21 protein-coding genes and 1 riboswitch are annotated in these 19,830 nt (G+C 53.2%); of the genes, 11 read left to right on the forward strand and 10 right to left on the reverse strand.

Translation table 11 applies throughout. From position 1 onward, the window contains the following. Window positions 1-17: 17 nt before the first annotated feature. The 6 genes from QUD59_RS02740 to QUD59_RS02765 are packed head-to-tail and all read right to left on the reverse strand — an operon-like array spanning window position 18 to window position 4,885. Window positions 18-1,400, reverse strand: a complete 1,383-nt coding sequence (locus QUD59_RS02740; protein ID WP_286239428.1) for an MFS transporter — start codon at window positions 1,398-1,400, stop codon at window positions 18-20. Beyond that, the gene (locus tag QUD59_RS02745) at window positions 1,400-2,083 is read right to left on the reverse strand and encodes an energy-coupling factor ABC transporter ATP-binding protein (RefSeq protein ID WP_286239429.1); all 684 of its coding nucleotides are present in this window, start codon (window positions 2,081-2,083) and stop codon (window positions 1,400-1,402) included. The genes QUD59_RS02740 and QUD59_RS02745 overlap by 1 nt, the downstream gene beginning before the upstream one ends. 8 nt (window positions 2,084-2,091) lie before the next feature. Continuing rightward, the gene (cbiQ, locus tag QUD59_RS02750; protein ID WP_286239430.1) at window positions 2,092-2,874 is read right to left on the reverse strand and encodes a cobalt ECF transporter T component CbiQ; all 783 of its coding nucleotides are present in this window, start codon (window positions 2,872-2,874) and stop codon (window positions 2,092-2,094) included. 1 nt (window position 2,875) lies between these two features. Next, window positions 2,876-3,457 (reverse strand): NikL family nickel/cobalt ECF transporter subunit, encoded by a 582-nt coding sequence (locus QUD59_RS02755; protein ID WP_286239431.1) that lies wholly within the window; start codon window positions 3,455-3,457, stop codon window positions 2,876-2,878. After that, entirely contained in the window at window positions 3,450-4,070 is a 621-nt protein-coding gene (gene cbiM / locus QUD59_RS02760) for a cobalt transporter CbiM (protein ID WP_286239432.1), read from the reverse strand. The genes QUD59_RS02755 and cbiM overlap by 8 nt, the downstream gene beginning before the upstream one ends. Before the next feature lie 14 nt (window positions 4,071-4,084). Next, window positions 4,085-4,885 (reverse strand): DUF4198 domain-containing protein, encoded by an 801-nt coding sequence (locus tag QUD59_RS02765; RefSeq protein ID WP_286239433.1) that lies wholly within the window; start codon window positions 4,883-4,885, stop codon window positions 4,085-4,087. 125 nt (window positions 4,886-5,010) lie between these two features. After that, window positions 5,011-5,239: riboswitch (cobalamin riboswitch) on the reverse strand. A 115-nt stretch (window positions 5,240-5,354) separates the two neighbouring features. Here QUD59_RS02765 and QUD59_RS02770 point away from each other — a divergent pair. Continuing rightward, window positions 5,355-5,765, forward strand: coding sequence for a SpoIIAA family protein (locus QUD59_RS02770; RefSeq protein ID WP_286239434.1), 411 nt, complete (start codon window positions 5,355-5,357; stop codon window positions 5,763-5,765). Window positions 5,766-5,807: 42 nt separating this feature from the next. Here QUD59_RS02770 and QUD59_RS02775 read toward each other — a convergent pair whose 3' ends face one another. Together QUD59_RS02775 and QUD59_RS02780 are read right to left on the reverse strand one after the other, a co-directional pair. Continuing rightward, complete coding sequence (locus tag QUD59_RS02775) at window positions 5,808-6,032, reverse strand: hypothetical protein (protein WP_286239435.1); 225 nt, start codon at window positions 6,030-6,032, stop codon at window positions 5,808-5,810. A 154-nt stretch (window positions 6,033-6,186) separates the two neighbouring features. After that, the gene (locus tag QUD59_RS02780; protein ID WP_286239436.1) at window positions 6,187-7,557 is read right to left on the reverse strand and encodes an alanine/glycine:cation symporter family protein; all 1,371 of its coding nucleotides are present in this window, start codon (window positions 7,555-7,557) and stop codon (window positions 6,187-6,189) included. Between the two features lie 383 nt (window positions 7,558-7,940). On the opposite strand from QUD59_RS02780, the gene QUD59_RS02785 reads away from it, so the two are divergent. Further along, entirely contained in the window at window positions 7,941-8,288 is a 348-nt protein-coding gene (locus tag QUD59_RS02785) for a hypothetical protein (protein WP_286239437.1), read from the forward strand. On the opposite strand, the gene QUD59_RS02790 is transcribed toward QUD59_RS02785, so the two are convergent. After that, window positions 8,285-8,782 (reverse strand): Lrp/AsnC ligand binding domain-containing protein, encoded by a 498-nt coding sequence (locus QUD59_RS02790; protein WP_286239438.1) that lies wholly within the window; start codon window positions 8,780-8,782, stop codon window positions 8,285-8,287. The genes QUD59_RS02785 and QUD59_RS02790 overlap by 4 nt on opposite strands. 144 nt (window positions 8,783-8,926) lie before the next feature. Between QUD59_RS02790 and QUD59_RS02795 the strand changes: the two genes are divergently transcribed. From QUD59_RS02795 to QUD59_RS02810, 4 genes are all read left to right on the forward strand, one after another. Next, complete coding sequence (locus QUD59_RS02795) at window positions 8,927-10,183, forward strand: D-amino acid dehydrogenase (RefSeq protein ID WP_286239439.1); 1,257 nt, start codon at window positions 8,927-8,929, stop codon at window positions 10,181-10,183. A 75-nt stretch (window positions 10,184-10,258) separates the two neighbouring features. After that, complete coding sequence (locus QUD59_RS02800; protein ID WP_286239441.1) at window positions 10,259-10,642, forward strand: Rid family detoxifying hydrolase; 384 nt, start codon at window positions 10,259-10,261, stop codon at window positions 10,640-10,642. Window positions 10,643-10,666: 24 nt separating this feature from the next. Next, window positions 10,667-11,743: an alanine racemase gene (alr, locus tag QUD59_RS02805; RefSeq protein ID WP_286239443.1), complete on the forward strand. Its 1,077-nt coding sequence runs from the start codon at window positions 10,667-10,669 to the stop codon at window positions 11,741-11,743. 8 nt (window positions 11,744-11,751) lie between these two features. Continuing rightward, the gene (locus tag QUD59_RS02810) at window positions 11,752-12,099 is read left to right on the forward strand and encodes a RidA family protein (RefSeq protein WP_286239445.1); all 348 of its coding nucleotides are present in this window, start codon (window positions 11,752-11,754) and stop codon (window positions 12,097-12,099) included. 77 nt (window positions 12,100-12,176) lie between these two features. On the opposite strand, the gene QUD59_RS02815 is transcribed toward QUD59_RS02810, so the two are convergent. Continuing rightward, on the reverse strand, window positions 12,177-12,671 hold the full coding sequence (locus QUD59_RS02815; RefSeq protein WP_286239447.1) for a MarR family winged helix-turn-helix transcriptional regulator: 495 nt from the start codon (window positions 12,669-12,671) through the stop codon (window positions 12,177-12,179). Window positions 12,672-13,096: 425 nt separating this feature from the next. Here QUD59_RS02815 and QUD59_RS02820 point away from each other — a divergent pair, with 425 nt between their 5' ends. From QUD59_RS02820 to QUD59_RS02840, 5 genes are all read left to right on the forward strand, one after another. After that, window positions 13,097-14,410, forward strand: coding sequence for an OprD family outer membrane porin (locus QUD59_RS02820; protein WP_286239448.1), 1,314 nt, complete (start codon window positions 13,097-13,099; stop codon window positions 14,408-14,410). Window positions 14,411-14,420: 10 nt separating this feature from the next. Then, window positions 14,421-15,974 carry a sulfatase-like hydrolase/transferase gene (locus tag QUD59_RS02825; RefSeq protein ID WP_286239449.1) on the forward strand — a complete coding sequence of 518 codons (1,554 nt, stop codon included), beginning with the start codon at window positions 14,421-14,423 and terminating at the stop codon, window positions 15,972-15,974. Between the two features lie 28 nt (window positions 15,975-16,002). Next, on the forward strand, window positions 16,003-18,132 hold the full coding sequence (locus tag QUD59_RS02830) for a multiheme c-type cytochrome (RefSeq protein ID WP_286239450.1): 2,130 nt from the start codon (window positions 16,003-16,005) through the stop codon (window positions 18,130-18,132). A 134-nt stretch (window positions 18,133-18,266) separates the two neighbouring features. Beyond that, window positions 18,267-19,130 carry a bile acid:sodium symporter family protein gene (locus QUD59_RS02835; RefSeq protein ID WP_286239451.1) on the forward strand — a complete coding sequence of 288 codons (864 nt, stop codon included), beginning with the start codon at window positions 18,267-18,269 and terminating at the stop codon, window positions 19,128-19,130. Between the two features lie 94 nt (window positions 19,131-19,224). Further along, complete coding sequence (locus QUD59_RS02840) at window positions 19,225-19,818, forward strand: hypothetical protein (protein ID WP_286239452.1); 594 nt, start codon at window positions 19,225-19,227, stop codon at window positions 19,816-19,818. Window positions 19,819-19,830: the final 12 nt, after the last annotated feature.

The following is a 19,830-nucleotide window of genomic DNA, read 5'->3' on the forward strand; positions in this document are numbered from 1 at the left end:
GGTTTTGGTTAATTCCGTTACGAATGCTTCGGCCAGTGGGCGTGATGTTCATCGATCACAAACCGGTGCCGGTGTTTCTGCTGCGGGTGATAATGCGGATGCACGTGGGGCTCAGGCCCCTCCCATCCCTCATGTTCATGCTGATGATGTTCATCGTGCACATGAGGGTGCAGATGCTCCATCTCAGGATGTTCATGCCACAGCTCGGCCTGATCATTACGCCGCCAGATCAGCATAGCAGCCAGCAACGCCAGTGCCGCTAACAACGCCAGTCCGAAAAAGGCACCGCTCATTCCCCACTGACTGCCCAGCGTACCCGCCAGCAGATAGCCCAGCAGCCACATGCCGTGGGTCAACGCGAAATTGGCCGAAAAATAATCATTCCGATCCGTCTCACGGCAGGACTGCCGCAATACCCGTCCGGTTGGGATCAGCACCATGCTGCTGCCGCAGCCGATCAGAAACCAGATCGGGAACAGTCCCTCATACCCCGGCTGCAACAGTCCGGCCAGCAGCGCCACAACCAGCAGCCCGGCACCACTGAGCATCACCGGCCGATCGTGAAAATGTTCCAGTATGCGCGGCAGAACCAGCGCCGCCAGCATCGATCCGGCCCCTGCACTCAGCATAAGCAACGGTACCTGCTCCTCGCCCAGCCCCAGCACCGCCCGGACATAAACCACCGTATTCACAATAATCATCGCCCCCGCCGCAGACAGAGACAGATTCAGCAGCAAGACCCCGCGCAGGCGTGGGGTTTTCAGATAACTGCGGATGCCAAAACTGACCCGCCGCCAGATACCACCACTGCGATCCCCCGGCGTTTGCGGCGGAATCATCGCCAGCAACAGCAGCAGTGCCGACAGCAGAAAGCCAAACGCATTTAACTGAAACAGCAGTGGATAACTGCTGAGCAGCAGCAATACCGCCGCCAGCGCCGGGCTGAGCAGACTCTCCATCTCCATCGCCAGCCGTGACAATGACAGCGCCCGGGTGTACTCGGCCTCATCGGGAAGAATATCCGGCAACAGGGCCTGATAGACCGGGGTGTAACCCGCAGCCATCGCATTCAGCAGAAAGATCAGCAGAAACAGTTGCCAGATCTGATCACAAAACGGCAGCCCCAGTACCAGTATGGCCCGCCCCAGATTCAGGCCGGCAAGCCAGGCCTTACGCGGCAGGCAGGATGCGTAACCACCGACGATCGGTGCAACCAGCAGATAAGCAACCATCTTAATCGCCAGCGCGCTGCCCAGTACCAGCCCCGCATCCGCCGGGTTCAGCTCAAATGCCAGCAGGGCCAGAGCAACGGTGGTCAGTCCGGTGCCCAACAGGGAGATTAACTGGCCGAGAAACAGCCAGCGAAAAGCCGGTTGGGAAAGGGGCTGAAAAATACCCATCAGACGCTGGCCACCGCAATCGCTTCCGGCTCTGTCACCGCCTGCAATTTTGCTGCTTCCAGACGCACCTCCCGGGTCGCTAACTGCGCAATAAAGTCACTGTCATGGGAGATAATAATCATCGCCTGCGGCAACTGCAGCAGGGTCTCAATCAGACGCTGCCGGGCCCGGGTATCCAGCGCATTGCTCGGCTCATCCAGTAACAGCACCTCCGGCTCCATCGCCAGTACCGAGGCCAGCGTGATCATCCGCTTTTCACCACCGGAAAGCTGATGGGTGATCCGCTCTTCAAAACCGGACATGCCCAATGAGGCCAGTGTATCCCGCGCCATCTGCAGGGCCTGTTCGCGACTTTTACCCAGATTCAGCGGGCCAAAGGCCACATCCTCCAGCACAGTCGGGCAGAAGAGCTGGTCGTCAGGGTCCTGAAACAGGAAACCGGCCCGCGCCCGCACTTCAATAAACTCTTTCTCTTCACGGCGGGGGCTGCCAAACGCCCAGATCTCACCGGCTTTGGCTTTTTTCAGCCCCACCAGCAGATGCAACAGCGTGGTTTTACCGGCACCGTTAGCGCCGGTCAGTGCCACCCGCTCGCCCCGGTTGAGCTGAAAATCGACCGCATCCAGCACCACCCCACGACGGGGATAGCGGTAGCTCAGGCCGGTTACTTTAATCAGTGGCATGTGCTCACTCATAAGAAATTCAATCCACCAAGACCCACAATAAAGGGGATAAACAGGGCCATAAAGCGGTAATCATCACGCCCCAGTGCCATATCATCGAGCAGATAGAAACGCCCGCGATAACCCCGGCACTTCATCGCATCCATAATCCGTTCTGAGCGTTCCAGCGAATGCACCAGCAGCATACCGATCAGATAGCCAACCGAGCGCCAGGTATGCCTGTCCGTTCGCAGTACAAACGCCCGCGCCTGCATCGCCCGGCGCATCCGTTTGTATTCCTGACCGATCACCTCCAGATAGCGCACGGTAAACAGCATCAGGTGTACCAGTTTATCCGGCACCCGCAGATGGGCCAGCGCATGTGCCAGCGTGGTGGCACTGATGGTGCCAACCAGCGCCAGCAATGCCAGCACCACCGCATGTGCCTTTAGCAGAATCATCAGCGCGTGCAGAAACCCCGCCTTACTGGCCGGGAGACCAAACAGGGTGAACCAGGTCTCCCCCGGCGTAGTAAACGGCAACAGGATGATCAGGAAGATCATAAACATATCCATGGCGATCACCCGGCGCAGGGTACGTTTCAGATTCAACTGAGCGAGCAGCGCCAGTACCAGCCCGGCCACCGTTGCCACGGTGAGCACCCAGAAGTTTTCCGACAACACAGTGACAAACGCAAACAGCGTCACCAACACCACCCTCAGACGAGGATCCAGCCGGTCGATCAGCGACTGCTGATGCTTAACCTTCTGCCCCTTCCAGGAGGTACCACTGTGTTCCAGAAACTGAGGCATGTTAACGCTCCGCTTTGCTCTGCTGACGCTGCCGCCACCAGATTCCGATGCCACACAAACCGAAGATATAACCGATACCGCCAATCATATCCTGCAGAGAGGCTTTCTCTTTGTATGCGGCCAGCTCTTTACGCAGAGGCTTGACCTGCTTCGCCACGGCTTTTTCGATCATCGCCTGCAGGGCAGCCTGATCGCCGTTAAAAGCGGCAACCTCACTCTGTGCGACGGGGCCTGAACTCACCGGCCCACCGGGCAGGCTGTCGGGCAGCTCATCGGCCGGCAGATTCACCTGCAATACATGCCCGGAACTCAGATCAGCATAAAAATGATGTTCAATACGCTGACTGGCCTCAAAGCTGAACAGCCCGTCTGCATCAGTCAGTACCCGGCCCAGCTCATTGCCCCTACTATCGCTGACAATAATTTGTGTGCCTTCGGCAGCCATATCGCCATTAGAGAAGCCAACTTCACCTTCGATGGTACTGCCGATCGCATAGACTCCGCCCACCACATTGTGGGCGGCAGCCCCCAAGGACAGCAGCGTGAATATTGCAAGCAGCAGAGCCTGCAGCGACTTAACCATAGACCTTCTCCTCATCCAGACCGAGAAAGGCCGGTTTAACTTTACGGATCAGCAGCACTGCAGCCGCAGTCACAAAGCCCTCCACCACCATCACCGGAATATGTGCAACAAAGGTTGCCTTGGCCGCCAACAGGAACGCTTCACCGGAGAGCATCAGGGAGAACGCCACCATAATCGTGGTTAACACAATGGAGCCGGCACCGCCGACCGCCCCCCAGAAGGCTGCCAGTTTCGGTGACGAGGCCTGTATTCCGGGTCGGCAGAGGTAATAGATCAGTACCGCCGGCAGTGCGATGTTTACCGCGTTCACCCCCAGCACCAGGAAACCGCCAAAGCCGAAAAAAACCGCCTGCAGAAACAACGCCACCAGCAAAGCCGGGAAAGCGGCCCAACCAAGGGCCAGGCCGATCAGTCCGTTAAGGATCAGGTGCACACTGGAGAAGCCGATTGGCAGATGAATATAGGAGGCGATAAAAAATGCCGCCGAGAGCACACCCACCTGAGGCAGATGATCGTAGTCCATCTTTTTCAGGCCAATCGCCACGCCCGCCACCGTTAATGCAGCTCCCGCGGCCAGTACCGGCACGGCCAGCGCGCCATCGACAATATGCATGCTGATCCCCTCTGTTAGTCTGCCGGATGGGCCTGAACCCAGATTACCGCATCCTGAGACAACTCTTTACCCTTGTGCTCAGTTTTTGGCCCCACACCCAGTGCCACAAAGCCCCACTGCCCGGCTTTAGGGATACCAAAGGTAAAGGTACCGTTGGCATCGGCTTTGATCGTCATCGTAATGAAGACGTCCGAAGGAACCTTCATATTAGCTTCTTTGGCAAACGCATTCTGTGTCAGGTCCGGCTCGTAGTTGATGTATTCCACCTCAAGCTCTGCAAACGGCACAGGCTCGCCGGCGCTTTTCACGATGCCGGTAAATGTTCCTCCGGCATAGATCGCATAAGGTTTTGTCAGTGGAACAATCTCGGCATCCAGCCCCAGCTCCTGATCCCAGTCAGTCGGCAGGCTGCCAACATTCACAATGGTCTTGGTAATCTGCTGAATATAAAGATCTTCCGCAGCTTCGAGATAAGGCGCCATCTGGTAAACAAAGACATAATCCCCGAGCCCGCGCAACTTAACGTCTGCTTCGTAGGATTCACCGCGGTTTTCGTTACTGCTCCATTGCGCCGGGTTTACCTGACCCAGCAGATCGGTTTTCTGGCCTTTTTTGATCACATAGAACTGCTCCGGCCGGTCCACTGCCATCACATGACCATTGTCGGCAGGATGGGTAAACGGCATTTTAAGCGTAATCTGGCCGCCGCGCTCACGCAGCAGATCCGGGGTATAAACCATCTGAAAATGGGCCTGCGCCAGAGACGAATACAAAGCGGCGCCGGCAAGGGCAGAAACAGCAAATTTTTTAAACATGAAAAAGCTCCAACAGATAAGGTGTCGGAGTTGGGAGGATTAAGCAGGCGCAACCGGGCGGCCCTAACAAACAAGCCACCACCAGACAACAGTGCACCAATACTCGGTGAAGCCCTCCGCAACACCAGTGAAAAACTTACCAGGCTGGTATCCGGACTCATTGGCGGGGTTAACCCGATCGACTCGCCTTCCCATCTCCGCGCTGAGTGCGCAAGCGACAGTGGCATCAGAGCCGACTTAACCAATTTACCGTTGCGGGGGCAGTGTCGGGATTGCCGGAGTACTCCAGCGCACCAACTTCCCGGGCCAGTCACGACCTGTACCAGAGGTACGGCCTGATAAGCGGACAACCATACCGGGCCTGTGGAGGCAATGCAATTGAGATATCTGCGGTTCTGTATGAATGGAATACATAAAGCGGATGAGCCTCTATAATAAAGCCCGAATTTAACTCACAGACAGGTTCGAGATGCTTTACGTTTTACCTGAAACCACCGGCGATATCATTGTACTGCAGGCTAACGGTACCCTCACCACCGCCGACTATACAGAGACCTTCCTGCCCCTGTTTGATCATGTAAAGAACACGCACCCCGAAGTTCGTTTACTGATCACCTTCGCACCCGATTTTGAAGGCTTTGAGGCCGGTGCGTTGTGGGAAGATATGAAGTTCGGCACTCAACATGCCAGTGATTTCCATCGGGTTGCTATTGTTGGCGACGCGAAATGGACAGACTGGATGAGTAAAGTGGCTGATCTGCTGATGAAAGGCGAGATCCGCCACTACAGGATGACCCAGCTACTGGAAGCCCTGCGCTGGATCAACGATGAAGATGAGGATGACGAGGAGAACGAACCCCTCTATCCCTTTGGCGGCTGATCAACCGGCCACCGCAGGCAACAACCGGCACTGACCGCCAGGTCAGTGCACCGTCAGAATCCCGCTCTGCACCATCTGTGCATAGAGCGCATCACGCTGATCCTGCGGAATATCCACAAAGTCCAGATTACCGTAGAGAAACACCTCATCGAGATCGATCTCAATCACCTGGGCATCGGAATCCACCGTCTCCTCCGGAAGGAGAGACTCGTCATCGGCGAACTGGACTACTCGGTACACTTTTGCTTTTTCGTCGTTATCGCTCACGGCACATACCTCCCGTTCGGTTATTCTGAAACCCTATACCAGAAACGCAGTAAAGCCAAACCCCAAAGAGCAGAAAGCCGGGCGCAGGCCCGGCTTTCATTTCGACTTTTTACTGTGCAGAGCGCCGGGTAAGCGCTCTCACAACGCTCCCGGGTTATTTACCCTGCAGAGACGGTGCCTGAGCATCGAAGTACTCGCGTGTCAGACGGAACACAACCGGGCTCAGCAGCGCCAGCGCGATCAGGTTAGGAATCGCCATCATTGCGTTCAGGGTATCAGCCAGCAGCCATACAAAGTCCAGACTGATGGTCGTACCTACAAACACAGAGATAATCCACAGAACACGGAACGGCATAATAACCTTCACACCGAACAGGTACTCTGCACAACGCTCGCCGTAGAGGCTCCAGCCCAGAATGGTGGTGAATGCGAAGATCGCCAGCGCAATCGCTACGATGTAGTTACCTACACCCGGCAACGCGGCTGCGAATGCAGCAGACGTCAGCGCTGCACCGGACTCACCGGAAGTCCAGACACCGGAGGTGATGATCACCAGACCTGTGATAGAGCAGATGATGATGGTATCCAGGAAGGTACCCAGCATCGCAATCAGGCCCTGACGTACAGGATCTTTCGTCTGAGAAGCGGCGTGCGCAATAGGCGCAGAACCCAGACCGGCTTCGTTAGAGAAGACACCACGTGCCACACCGAAGCGGATCGCCGCCCAGACTGCAGCACCAGCAAAACCACCTTCTGCAGCAGATTCAGTGAACGCGTAAGTGAAGATCAGATCCAGAGCATGCGGAATGGCTTCAGCATTAATTGCCAGTACCACCAGACCCGCGATCAGGTAGCTGATCGCCATCAGTGGAACCAGAGAACCGGCTACCGCACCGATACGCTTGATACCGCCCAGCAGAACTGCAGCGGTCAGAACCATCAGGATTACACCCGTAACCCAGGTCGGCATTGAGAAGTTAGCTTCCAATACCGCAGCCACTGAGTTGGACTGTACCGTGTTACCGATACCGAAACCGGCAATAGTACCGAAGATCGCGAACGCTGTACCCATCCAGGCCCACTTGGAACCCAGACCGTTTTTGATGTAGTACATCGGGCCACCTACGTGGTTACCGTCTTCATCAACTTCACGATACTTAACCGCCAGAACGGCTTCAGAATATTTTGTGGCCATACCCACCAGGGCCGTACACCACATCCAGAACAGTGCACCCGGGCCACCCAGGAATACAGCCGTAGCCACACCTGCGATGTTACCTGTACCCACGGTTGCAGACATTGCAGTCATCAATGCCTGGAACGGTGAGATCTCACCGGATTCTTTGTCTGATTCAGAGGTCTGGCGACCATTCCACAACAGTTTGAAGCCGGTACCCAGCTTCAGGATAGGCATCAGTCTCAGACCCAGTTGCAGGAACAGGCCCACACCCAGAATCAGCACCAACATCATTGGACCCCAGACGATCCCGTTGATCTGACCGATCAGATTGCTTAACGCTTCCATTTTTTCCTCGATATATTTTTGTAATGTGAGGTTGCTCTACTTCTACTCATGGGGAGTAGATGTTTTTCTTCTTAGCGACACCAACCCGGCAAGGGGTCGACGGATCATTCGATTTGCGAAGGTGGTAACCGATTAACCTGCCAGCCTGCCTGATCAAGGCAAACCCCGGCGATCACAGCACTGCGACCTGATCAAGGCCAGCAATTTCCGTAAAGGATCAGCACCTGTTTACCACAAATAGAATTGCGCAATAGCCTATGGGAATTCAGCCAGCGAATGGCTTCAAATTAAACTAACTTATAGAAGAAAAACCTGTATCCAACCAACAAATCAGCAGAAAATACCAAGCCGGTCAAAAACCAGACAACCCAGGGTTTTCAGCTATGACATTGCCTTTCTCGCGCGAAAAACACTACGCCTTTCAGTCGGACAGCATCAGTTTACGTCCGGTGGCAGAGCTGTTTCTGCTACCCGACGGCGTGGTGTTTGCCGATATCGGCTGGTGCCAGCCAAAAGGTTGTTCGTTCAGCCCGTTCGTTCGCGTGCAGCAGCAAGACCTGAATAAACTGGTAGAGGTCGCCCCCTCATCAGAAGCAGGCAGGGCGTTACAGGCCTGGCAGCAAAGTAAAGAGGAACTGGGTGAGATGGCCTCAAGCGCGACATGCCTGACAGCGGTGCAGAAACTCTACCCTGCTGCCAGACACTGCGATCATGAGCGGATCACCGGCTAGCGGTTACCGGGCGTGAACTGGATAGGAAGTTCGAGGGTTTCCCGTACTTCTTCCATCACGATGTAACTTTTGGAGTTTTTCACTCCGGGCAGGGTCAGCAGCATATCACCAAGCAGGGCCCGGTACTGCGACATATCGTTGATACGGGCCTTAAGCAGGTAATCCGCATCACCGGAAACCAGATGACACTCCAGAATATACGGCAGCTCTTCCACCGCCTTATTAAAGCTCTGAAACGCATCCGGGGTCTGGTATGAGAGAGAGATCTCGACAAATACCAGCATACTGTATTCCAGCAACTGAGGGTTCAGTCGCGCATAGTACCCCTCGATATAGCCCTCTTTTTCCAGCCGTTTGACTCGCTCAATACAGGGGGTTGAGCTGAGCCCCACCTTCTCTGCCAGATCAACATAGCTGATCCGGCCATCTTTCTGCAGGGTTCTGAGGATGCTGACATCGAGCCGATCCAGGGTGCGCTTTTTACTGTTTGCCATGCACTATAATCCACTAGAAAAGCAAATATTCGCAGTAATTTATCCTTTAAATACCAAAAATTCAAAGCCTTCCAATGCTTAAAACCAAATAAACTAGCGTTTTCTCATTCAACAAAAATAACTTCTATTCAATGAGGTTGCGTTATGCAGGTACTGGTTCTGGGTGCAGGTGTGGTTGGCGTTACGAGCGCTTGGTATTTGGCCAAGGCCGGCCATGAGGTAACTATAATCGATCGACAGGTAGATGTCGCGTTAGAAACGAGTTACGGCAATGCGGGTCAGATCTCTCCGGGTTACTCGGCACCATGGGCGGGTCCGGGGATTCCACTGAAAGCCGTCAAATGGCTGATGCAGGATCTGGCTCCGTTTATGATCAGCGGTAAAGAGGTCGATGCTCAGACGCTGGGCTGGATGACCAAGATGCTCAGCAACTGTACCGAAAACGCCTACCATACCAATAAAGGCCGTATGGTGCGCCTGGCCGAGTACAGCCGCGACTGTTTTATCGACCTGCGTAAAGAACTGGATATCCATTACGATGAGCGCAGCAAAGGTACGCTGCAGCTTTTCCGGACAGATAAACAGGTTAAAGACTCGAAGAAAGATATCTCCGTACTCGAAGAAACCGGTGTTAACTTCCAGGTGCTGGACGTTGACGGTTGTGTTGAATACGAACCGGCACTGGCCCATGTCCGTGAAAAGATCGTCGGCGGCCTGCGCCTGCCGGGCGATGAAACCGGCGACTGCTTCAAATTCACCAACGCTCTGGCGGATGAATGCCGCAAGCTGGGTGTGAAGTTTGTTATGAAAACTGAAGTGCTCGGCATCAACGCTCAGGGCGATGAGATCACCAGCATCACCACATCACGTGGTGAGATGACCGCTGATTCTTACGTGGTGGCACTGGGCAGCTACTCGACTCCGGTCCTGTCGAAAATTGGCCTGAAGGTTCCGGTATACCCTATCAAGGGTTACTCCCTCACGCTGCCGATTCTGGATGAGAGCCGTGCACCCACCTCCACCGTCATGGATGAAACCTACAAGGTGGCGGTTACCCGTTTTGACGATCGCATCCGGGTCGGCGGTACTGCCGAGATCGCCTCCTACAACAAGGAGCTGGAAGCCAAACGTAAAGCCAACGTTGCCTTTGTTGTGGGCGACCTGTTCCCGGGTGGCGGTGATATCGAACACGCTGAGTTCTGGACCGGCCTGCGGCCGATGACGCCGGACGGTACCCCGATTCTCGGTGAAACCAAATACTCCAACCTGTTCCTGAACACAGGCCACGGCACACTGGGCTGGACAATGTCTCTGGGCTCAGCGAAATATCTGGCCGACGTCATCAGCCAGAAAACGCCGGATATCGACAGCGAAGGCCTGTCCGTAGCCCGCTACGCATAAACACTTTCTAACCCAACACAGGCTTCAGTCACTGCGGTGACTGGAGCTGATCTATTGATGATTAAGGAAATAACCATGAGCAACAAAACAATTATCTCCACAGACAAAGCGCCTGCAGCCATCGGTACCTACTCTCAGGCCGTTAAAGTCGACAACACAGTTTACCTGTCCGGCCAGATCCCACTGAACCCGGAAACCATGGAGATGGTGACTGAATCTTTCGAAGCTCAGGCAGTTCAGGTATTCGAAAACCTGAAAGCCGTTGCCGAAGCGGCAGGCGGCAGCGTAAACGATTTTGTTAAAATTACAGTACTGCTGTCTGACCTTGAGTTCTTCGCTCAGGTTAACGAACTGATGGAAAAATACTTCGAAGCACCTTACCCTGCCCGCGCAGCTTACGCAGTTAAAGCGCTGCCAAAAGGTGCAGATATCGAAATCGAAGCGGTTATGGTTGTATAACAGGACCGTATATTAGGAGTAGCTATGGCACGAGCAGCCACCGCCACCATTAATTTGTCGGCCATTCGCCACAATTATGAGCTGGCCAAATCCATGGCACCGGAGCAACGCGCTCTGGCGATCATCAAAGCGGATGCCTACGGCCACGGTGCTGTACGTGTCGCTGAAGCACTCAGCGATATCGCTGACGGTTTCGGTGTTGCCTGTATCGAAGAAGCGGTCGAACTTCGCGAAGCGGGTGTTACCCTGCCGATTCTGCTGCTGGAAGGTTTTTTCAGCGCAGATGAACTGGAATACATTAGCGAAAATCAGCTCTGGTGCACCGTTCACAGTTGGGAACAGATCGAAGCCCTGCAGACAGCCAGCCTGAAACAGCCGATCAAAATCTGGCTGAAAATGGACAGCGGCATGCACCGGGTTGGTATTCAGCCTGCTGATTACAAAGACGCCTATTCCCGTCTGTCAGAGATGGATCAGGTCAGTGATATCGTCATGATGAGCCACTTCTCTTCGGCAGATGAGCCGGAGAAACCCGTGACTGACACCCAGATCGCCACCTTTAATCAGGCGACTGAAGGTCTGGATTCACCCGTCAGTCTGGCCAACTCTGCAGGCACCATGGAACACAACGGCGCACGTCGCGAATTCCAGCGTCCGGGCATCATGCTCTATGGCGCAACCCCGTTTATGACCTCACATCCGGTAGCCGACAAACTGCAGCCCGCGATGACCCTGAGCTCTGAAGTGATCGCTGTGCGTGAACTGGAAGCGGGTGAACCGGTAGGTTACGGCTGCACCTTCGTGTGCGACAAGCCAAGCCGGGTCGGTACGGTCGCGATGGGTTACGCCGATGGTTACCCGCGTCATGCCAAAACCGGAACACCGGTACTGGTGAATGGGCAGATGAGCCGGATTATCGGCCGTGTATCCATGGATATGCTGGCAGTCGACCTGACCGATATCGATGATGCCAAAGTAGGCAGCCCGGTTGAGTTCTGGGGCGAAAACCTGCTCGCATCCGACGTTGCGGTGCACTGTGACACCATTCCTTACACCCTGTTTACCGGCATCACCCGCCGGGTACACAAGAAATATATCTGAGGTTCAGAATGAGTATTGAACGTATCGAATCCACTGAACGCATGAGCCGTATCGTTAAGCACAACGGTACCGTTTACCTCTGCGGTCAGACCGCAGGCGAAGCCCAGTGGGATATCGCCGAGCAGACCCAGCGCTGCCTCGACAAAATTGATGATCTGCTGGCCAAAGCCGGTAGCAGCCGCAACCAGATGCTGTCTGTCACCATCTACATCCGCGATATGAAAGACTTCGCAGCCATGAACGCCGTATGGGATGCCTGGGTATCTGAGTGCGAAAAGCCGGCCCGCGCCTGCGTTGAAGCACGCATGGCCCGCCCGGAAATTCTGGTCGAGCTTTCGGTCACTGCGGCTTACTGAGCAACAGTACATCTCAGCAAGATGATCCAAGCAGCCTCCGGGCTGCTTTTTTGTTGGTTTAACCGTAAAGCCAACTGTCAGCTTTCCTGGGGCCATTCCTCTTCCGGCGGATTAGTCTCCCGATCCATTCCCCTGACCACTTTAGCTAACAGAGCGAGTAACTGTTCATAGTCCTCTTCACCCAGAATATTGATAATTCTTTCCTGCGAACCTTTGGCTGCCAGAAGCGCCTCAGCAAAAGCGGAGCGCCCTTCGGCAGTTAACCTGACTAACCTTTGTCGGGTATCACTCGGCATCGTTTTACGCTCGATATACCCCTTGGCAATCAGCTTCTTGATCACCAGTCCTGTGGTGGATTTATCAAGATCCAGCAGACGGCCGATATTAGATTGAGGCATATGGTCAACAAAGCTCAGAATAAAGAGAACATCATACTGTTGCGCTGTCAGACCGGTCTTTTCACAGGCTTTTTCAAAAAAATTACGGGTCTCGTAGAACCCTCGCCGCATCATGAAACCCGGACGTTTCAGCAACGCCTGGACGATCTCAACCTCTTGTAACTCATAGCGCATATGCAAATAGCTTCCGCAGGATTAATGTCTTTGCCCGGTAATATTAAGGGGAATCCTTACAGATAACACGCCCCGGCAACCATCAATCTGCATATGAGCAGGCTTTTTCCGGCAAAACAACTTCGGTGCACGACAAAAGAGAGGAACAGTCACGAAAAGGCTGGTTCACAGATTGCTCAACGTGCTCCCCGGTTACAACCGGTTACATGCTTTTACATCGGATTTCTTGAACTGAGGATCAGAGGGTACTAGATTTAAATCCAATATAGTATGACGTCTTACTATATCGACAAGAAACACCCAATTACGACCGCTAACGTTCTTGGATTATTCTCGTCGACGAAACAGAAGGCTCTGTCATAACGGATGCACCCCTTCGCAACCTCACTGGCAGAGCGGCAACTCAGCTTCTAACGGCAAATATTATGAAAAAAAATAAGATCAGCCTCGCCGCATGTATCTCCGCAGCTCTCCTGGCTCCAACAGCCCAGGCAGGGCTGTTTGATGATGCAACCACCACCCTCAGGTATGCGAACTACCCATGGACAGGCGACACTAAAGACAGTGCATCCGGCATCCCCACATACAAAGAGGGAGAATGGGTTCATGCACTGGAAGTGAAATACCACTCCGGATACTTCAACGATGTCATCGGCTTCGATTACGGCATCTATGGGGTCGATACTATCTCTACCAAAAGCGATGCCACTCGCACACAAAACATTGATGGCGTGAACGACGAAGGACACGGCGGCACTAATCTGGCCTACCTGAAATCGAAGTTTCAACTGGGAGACTGGGACTTACGAGCGGGCTACGGAAAAAAGCGACGGGCATTCGAAACCTATGAAGACTTCAATTACCGTATTGTCGAGGCTACCACGGTCGGGGCCGATATCAGCCTGAGTCGGGATGACCTCTCCCTCTACGCCACAGTTATTGATAAAGCCAGCCGCCGTAATCAGGACAATTTTGGCGGAGACCTTAAAACGTTCCTCGGTGAAACGATCGATAACATCTCAGTCTTCGGGCTGAAATATCAACCGTCGAAAGCATGGACCTTTAAAGCAGAGCATCTGGAAGCCAAAGATTATATCAAGCGCGATTTTCTGGGTGTGAACTACAACTACCCCCTGAACGACACGCAGAGCCTCAACCTTGATGGTCGCTTTGGCACCATGAAAGACGCCGGCGATCTCTTTGAGCGAGTCCCCCTGGGCCAGTACGCAAACGACCCCGATGGCCTCGATGCCAGTTTTAATGAACTGGCTCTCACCTTCAAAGATAAAGAGCTGGGCTATTACGCCACCCTCTGGCGTACTGACGTCAACGGCGATGACTTCAACCGAATTCTGTTCACTGAAGATCATGGGTGGTGGGCATCCCGCACACAGCTCTGGCAATGGTCCGGACTTGAAGGTGAAACCTCCTACGGTGTGAAAGCTGGCATCGATTTCAGCAAGCACAATATTCCCGGCCTTTCTCTCCACGCTACGGCTGTACGATCGAACTCTGCCGAAGGCTACGACGACTTCAGCCGGCAGGAGTTCCGTACTGTGGCCATGTACAAATTTCAGCAGCCTGTGCTGAAAGGTCTCAGCGTAGTTTGGCTGCATATCGATCACGAAGCAGAAGGTACACCTGATGGCATCCGCAGAACAGGAACCGGCGCGGGCCCAACCGCGCTGGCTCAAGGCGATGCTGACCGGATCTATATCAACTATGTGAAAAAGTTCTGAGGTGAAACCCATGAAAAAACAGATACTGGCCGCCTCGATGGCAGCAACGATCTCCGTCTCTGCTTTCGCGGCTGAGCAGAAACCGAACATCCTGTTTATTCTGACAGATAATCAGCATTCCGGTTTACTCGGCGCCTATGGCAATAAAGAGATTAAAACCCCTAATATCGACCAACTTGCTGAAGAAGGCGTCAAGTTTACCAACGCCTTTGCGGTAAATGGCATGTGCTCCCCAACACGAGCAACCCTGATGACTGGTCTGATGCCATCCCAACACGGACTTCATGACTGGCTGAACGACGAACAGATGAAGGAGTGGCCCCGAGACTGGTCGGCGGTGGCCGAATTCCGCTCCGTGCCTTATACACTGAAAGAGAACGGTTATCAGACAGCCATGATTGGCAAATGGCATCTGGGTCAACCCTGGGAACCTTCTCTGGGCTTTGACCACTGGATGACATTCACCAGTGGTCATACTCTGGATTTCTGGAACAACACGGTTATCGAAAACGGTCAGGTGACGGATATTTCAGGCCGACACATGGTGGACTACTTTGGCGATAAAGCCGTTGAGTATCTGGAAAACTATGATTCCGACAAGCCATTCTTCCTGAAAGTATCCTTTGATGGCCCCTACATGGATCCACCTACCAACATGGGGCCTGCCAAGAACCGGCACTACGAATACTACAAGAACAAACACCTCAGCTCCTTTCCCAACGAACCGGTCAGCAAAAACTACGTGGACCAGTTGGTTGAATTTGCGAAAACCGGACAGGATAAAGAGTTCCTGAACCGGATCATCAAAATGGTGATTGGCAATATGGCCGGTGATCAGGCAACACGCGCCAATATGGCTTCGCAGAACACCCTGGTCGATGACAATGTGGGCCGCCTGATGGAGACCCTGAAAAAGAAAGGGCTGTCAGACAACACCATTGTGATTTACAGCTCAGATCAGGGAGTTTACTACGGTCAACACGGCTTATGGACACATACGGTACTGAGCCAGCCATCCACCCTGCAGGAAACAGCGTTCCAGATTCCGCTGATTGTCCGAAAACCGGGTGAAGCTGAAGGCAAAACCGTTAGCAACCTGATCGGCCAATATGATATCCCGGCGACCATTCTTGATCTGGCCGGAATCAAACAAACCCTGCCGAACTCCCCGGGACGCAGTTTTTCGTCCATGCTCGGCGCCCAGAAAGTTGGCGAGATCCACGATGCGGTTTTCTATGAGCAGACGGAATCCCGCGCTATTCGAACCCAGCAATATGCATACTGGAAACGCATGGATGCTGACTTTGGTCCAAACGAGCTTTATGACATGCAGAAGGACCCTTACCAGAAAAAAAACCTGGCAGAACTGGAAGCATACCAGCCTGTCATTGCTGATCTGGACAAGAAACTGGAAGCATTTTACGCCACCTACACCGATCCGAAATATGATCTGTGGAAAGGCGGCACGGCAAAGGGAACCATCTCTTATCCCCAGAAATTCAAGCAACGTTTTGGTGATCAGTGGGAGCTGAAAACCGAAATTCTTCCTTCGTTTTCTGAGTAATACTTGAGGTCTGGTCAGGATGAAACACATGAAGTCAGTCACTCCCGTTCGCAGCCTGCTACTGTGCCTGACCAGCCTATTCTTCTCTGCAAACCCGGCCGCTGCCGACTATATCGGTTCCACCGAATGCGGGACATGCCATACAGAACAGCTTCACAAATGGCAGCAGTCTCATCATAAACAGGCGATGACACCGGTAGAGGAGATACAGCTTCCCCAATTCGATGGTCAGGTGTTTGAACTGTCTGACCGTACAATACACTTTATTAAAAAACACAACAGTTACCTTATCCGGGAACAGCAGGAGGGTCAGCACAGGGATTACCCGGTAAGATATGCGCTCGGTTTCTACCCACTGCAGCAATACCTGGTTGATGTCGGACAGGGTAAACTGCAGGTATTTGATATTGCCTGGGACAGCCGCTCCGCTGAAGCGGGCGGACAACGTTGGTTTTCAGTTAACAACGAGCCAGATCACGACAGTCTGAACTGGAAACACAGTCTGATGAACTGGAACAGCCGCTGTGCCAGTTGCCACACTACGGCCTTCAACCGCGACTACTCACCGTCCAGTGGGCGCTATAACAGCCATTGGACAGAACCTCATGTGGGTTGTGAGTCCTGCCATGGACCGGGTCGAAAGCACCTCGACTGGGCACTGGGAAAGATCGCAAACGCACCGCAAAAAGGCCTCAATTACCTTTTGTCCTCCCCACAAAACTGGAACAATCGACAACCACAGCCTAAGTCCACCGGCACACCGAATGTAAAACTGGACGAAACTGAAATCTGTTTCAACTGCCATGCCCGAAGGCAGCTACTGAAAAATGAAACCAACAATGAGCCATTTTCTGAAACATCCACACTCCGTCTTCTGGAGCCTGAACTCTACTTCCCTGACGGGCAGATAAAGGATGAAGTGTTCGTTGCCGGTTCTTTTCTCCAGAGCAAAATGTACCGGGCAGGGGTGACCTGCAGTAACTGCCATGATCCACACAACAATGAGCTGACCCAACCGGGCAATAAGATCTGTACTCAATGTCACAGCCCGCAGACCTACGACACACAGGCGCACCACCAGCATGCAGATAATTCCGGTAGCGCATGTGTCAGTTGCCATATGCCCAGTCGTACCTATATGGGTGTAGATGAGAGACACGACCATGGTTTTCAGGTGCCTGACCCGATGCTCAGCCTTCAGCTCAACACACCCAATGTCTGCGCACAGTGCCATCAAGAAGCCAGCAGCCGTGACTGGCTGAAACAACAGAGCACTCACTTTAGCTCAAAAGGTCAGCCGAATAATCTGCGCAGACGTACAGCCCATCTGCTTGCGGATCTCTGGCAACAGAAAAGAAGACCCGGCTGGCAGCAGGAATTCGAGGAACTGCTGCAGGAGAACAGCTCAGACTTTCTTAAGGCATCCCTTCTGCAGGCGGCACCGCTTAGTCTGAAGCAACCGGAGCTTGCACAACTGATCAGGGGTGAACCTTCCCTGCTGACAACAATCGCAATCAACCAGCTTCAGCAACAACCTGCCCCCGGTTTGCTGGAAAGTACACTTCAACAACTTAGCAGCAGCTCTCTCAAGGTCAGAATTTCAGCTTATCGTGCCCTTATGCCCTATAACTTAAGTTATTCACAGCAGCAGCGGTATGGCACCCTTCTGACACAAGTGGAAACTGAATACATCCGGGCTATCGAACTGAATCAGGACACGCCGATGGGCCGGACAGAACTTGCAAATTACCATCTGTTTAAAGGTCATACCGATGCCGCATTGAAACATATGCAAGAGGCTTTAAAGTCCGATCCGGGGCTGTTAATCGCTGCACTGAATCTGGCTGACCTTTACCGTCAAAAAAAACAGGACAGACGAGGACTGGAAGTGCTGATTAAAGCGCAAATACATCATCCGGATAATCATCTGCTGGCTTATTCGATCGGTTTAACCTACGTCCGGCTGAGTCAATCTGAGCCTGCCCTACAACAGCTTAAGAAAGCCTATGAGGACTCTGGCCAGCAACTGGAATTTGGTATGACACTGCTGGTCGCCATGAACACTTTTAACTACGACCGGGAAGCAAACGCTCTAAAGCATGAATTGTTAACCCGCTTCCCAGATGATCCGCGCCTGCGGCAACTTATTTATCACTAGGAAAACGAATATACGCCCCATCACAATCGTGACCGGGAAGGTCACCTTCGGCACCTTTTCAGGTGCCTTTTTTATCTGGGGTGCTTTTTTTATCTGATGTACGATGTTGATCAGGTCATCACGAGACAGGACTCATGACTGCTTTTCTTGAAATATCCATCTCTGCGGTAACGTTTTTGGTGATGTGGGTTGTCGGTTTGGAGTTGCAGTTGGCAAACCTCCGCTCTCTTTCAAAGCAGAGTCTGGCCGTAATCAGCGGCACCCTGGCTCAAATCATTTGCCTTCCTGCTCTTACACTTCTGATGATCGCCGTCAGCCACCCCCCCACTGAAATTGCAGCGGGGATGCTACTGGTCTCACTTTGTCCGGGTGGAGCAGTTTCGAATTTTTATACCTTGCTGGCCAAAGGAGATATCGCTTACTCGGTCAGTCTCACGATTATCTCAACACTCAGTAGCCTGCTTTCACTGCCCTTGTTGTTCAACCTGTTCAGTCCTGCATTTATCGCTGCCCCCAATCCAATCATCCTGCCTGTGGGGCAAACCGTGGAGCAACTTTTTTATCTACTGATAACCCCCTTAGCCCTGGGTATGCTTTGCAATTTCTTCTGGCCAGGTCTGACTCATCGCTGTCTGCGATTGTTAAAAATCAGCGCCGCAGTGTGCCTGCTTAGTCTGGTTGCCCTGATCTTTCTGAGTAAAGGCCCGGCCCTGACTCAGTTTATCTCTGATGTATTTACAACGTCACTGATCTTCACCTTATCTGCGTTGGGCCTTGGACTGCTTGCAGGAAAACTGCTCAACCTGAGGCGGGAGCAGATCATTGCGATAGCCATCGAATTCCCTTCCCGTAATCTGGCCATCGCTACGGCAATTGGTCTTAACCTTCTGCAACAGAGCAACGCTGTTCTGTTTGCAGCCGCCATGTTTGTATTGCAGCTACCGGTTTTTATTTGTGTGATTCTTGCCACCTGGGGAATTAACAAAAGACCAGAATAAGCTCCCTGTTAAGCCGGTGCTTTTTGCCTGTTCTTCGGGGTGTTAAGGTGTTCATTAAAAAAACGGCCTGCTGCGTTGTTTCTGAGAATCTGCCATGAAAAAAATCATTATTCTGCTTCTGATCCTGATCGCCGTGTGGAAGTTTTCTCAGCCGGGTGAGGTGTCCACCGGCCCCGGGGTGATGGCAGAAGATATTCCGCTGCAGGTTGATCTGCCGCCCGGCGTCATTGCTGAAGTGGATGATTATCAGATCAACCAACTGGCGGAGTTTCGGATCAAAGCCAAAGTGTTAGGGCGTGAAGATTACACGCTGGACCGGGAAGCCGACCTCTCCCCTACTGATCTGGCACTGGGCTGGGGAAGGATGTCGGATGAAACGGTGCTCGCCGAGGTGGATATCTCACAGTCGGGGCGATTCTATTTCTGGCGGGTGGAGTCGTTCCCGATTCCGCGTCAGGAGATTGTCAGCTCCAGCGCCAATATGCATCTGATCCCCGCATCCGGCACGGTCAAAAGCGAAATCGATTCAGTCCGCCGCGGCGATATTGTGGAGATTAAAGGTTATCTGGTAGAAGCCCGCTCACAGGCCGATGGCTGGCGCTGGCGCAGTTCACTGACCCGCAACGACAGCGGCGCCGGAGCCTGTGAACTGATCTGGGTTGAGCAACTGAATATCGTCACCCCCTGAGCGCTGAATGAT

This window comes from Neptuniibacter halophilus (genome assembly GCF_030295765.1).
Lineage (GTDB): Bacteria > Pseudomonadota > Gammaproteobacteria > Pseudomonadales > Balneatricaceae > Neptuniibacter > Neptuniibacter halophilus.

Excerpts from the sequence above, each read along its gene's own strand:
- QUD59_RS02795 (WP_286239439.1), top strand. The coding sequence starts at position 8,927 with ATGCAGGTACTGGTTCTGGGTGCAGGTGTGGTTGGCGTTACGAGCGCT.
- QUD59_RS02755 (WP_286239431.1), bottom strand. The coding sequence starts at position 3,457 with ATGGTTAAGTCGCTGCAGGCTCTGCTGCTTGCAATATTCACGCTGCTG.
- QUD59_RS02835 (WP_286239451.1), top strand. The coding sequence starts at position 18,267 with ATGACTGCTTTTCTTGAAATATCCATCTCTGCGGTAACGTTTTTGGTG.
- QUD59_RS02820 (WP_286239448.1), top strand. The coding sequence starts at position 13,097 with ATGAAAAAAAATAAGATCAGCCTCGCCGCATGTATCTCCGCAGCTCTC.
- alr (WP_286239443.1), top strand. The coding sequence starts at position 10,667 with ATGGCACGAGCAGCCACCGCCACCATTAATTTGTCGGCCATTCGCCAC.
- QUD59_RS02740 (WP_286239428.1), bottom strand. The coding sequence starts at position 1,400 with ATGGGTATTTTTCAGCCCCTTTCCCAACCGGCTTTTCGCTGGCTGTTT.
- QUD59_RS02830 (WP_286239450.1), top strand. The coding sequence starts at position 16,003 with ATGAAGTCAGTCACTCCCGTTCGCAGCCTGCTACTGTGCCTGACCAGC.
- QUD59_RS02810 (WP_286239445.1), top strand. The coding sequence starts at position 11,752 with ATGAGTATTGAACGTATCGAATCCACTGAACGCATGAGCCGTATCGTT.
- QUD59_RS02840 (WP_286239452.1), top strand. The coding sequence starts at position 19,225 with ATGAAAAAAATCATTATTCTGCTTCTGATCCTGATCGCCGTGTGGAAG.
- QUD59_RS02765 (WP_286239433.1), bottom strand. The coding sequence starts at position 4,885 with ATGTTTAAAAAATTTGCTGTTTCTGCCCTTGCCGGCGCCGCTTTGTAT.
- cbiM (WP_286239432.1), bottom strand. The coding sequence starts at position 4,070 with ATGCATATTGTCGATGGCGCGCTGGCCGTGCCGGTACTGGCCGCGGGA.
- QUD59_RS02825 (WP_286239449.1), top strand. The coding sequence starts at position 14,421 with ATGAAAAAACAGATACTGGCCGCCTCGATGGCAGCAACGATCTCCGTC.
- cbiQ (WP_286239430.1), bottom strand. The coding sequence starts at position 2,874 with ATGCCTCAGTTTCTGGAACACAGTGGTACCTCCTGGAAGGGGCAGAAG.
- QUD59_RS02745 (WP_286239429.1), bottom strand. The coding sequence starts at position 2,083 with ATGCCACTGATTAAAGTAACCGGCCTGAGCTACCGCTATCCCCGTCGT.
- QUD59_RS02815 (WP_286239447.1), bottom strand. The coding sequence starts at position 12,671 with ATGCGCTATGAGTTACAAGAGGTTGAGATCGTCCAGGCGTTGCTGAAA.
- QUD59_RS02770 (WP_286239434.1), top strand. The coding sequence starts at position 5,355 with ATGCTTTACGTTTTACCTGAAACCACCGGCGATATCATTGTACTGCAG.
- QUD59_RS02780 (WP_286239436.1), bottom strand. The coding sequence starts at position 7,557 with ATGGAAGCGTTAAGCAATCTGATCGGTCAGATCAACGGGATCGTCTGG.
- QUD59_RS02785 (WP_286239437.1), top strand. The coding sequence starts at position 7,941 with ATGACATTGCCTTTCTCGCGCGAAAAACACTACGCCTTTCAGTCGGAC.
- QUD59_RS02790 (WP_286239438.1), bottom strand. The coding sequence starts at position 8,782 with ATGGCAAACAGTAAAAAGCGCACCCTGGATCGGCTCGATGTCAGCATC.
- QUD59_RS02800 (WP_286239441.1), top strand. The coding sequence starts at position 10,259 with ATGAGCAACAAAACAATTATCTCCACAGACAAAGCGCCTGCAGCCATC.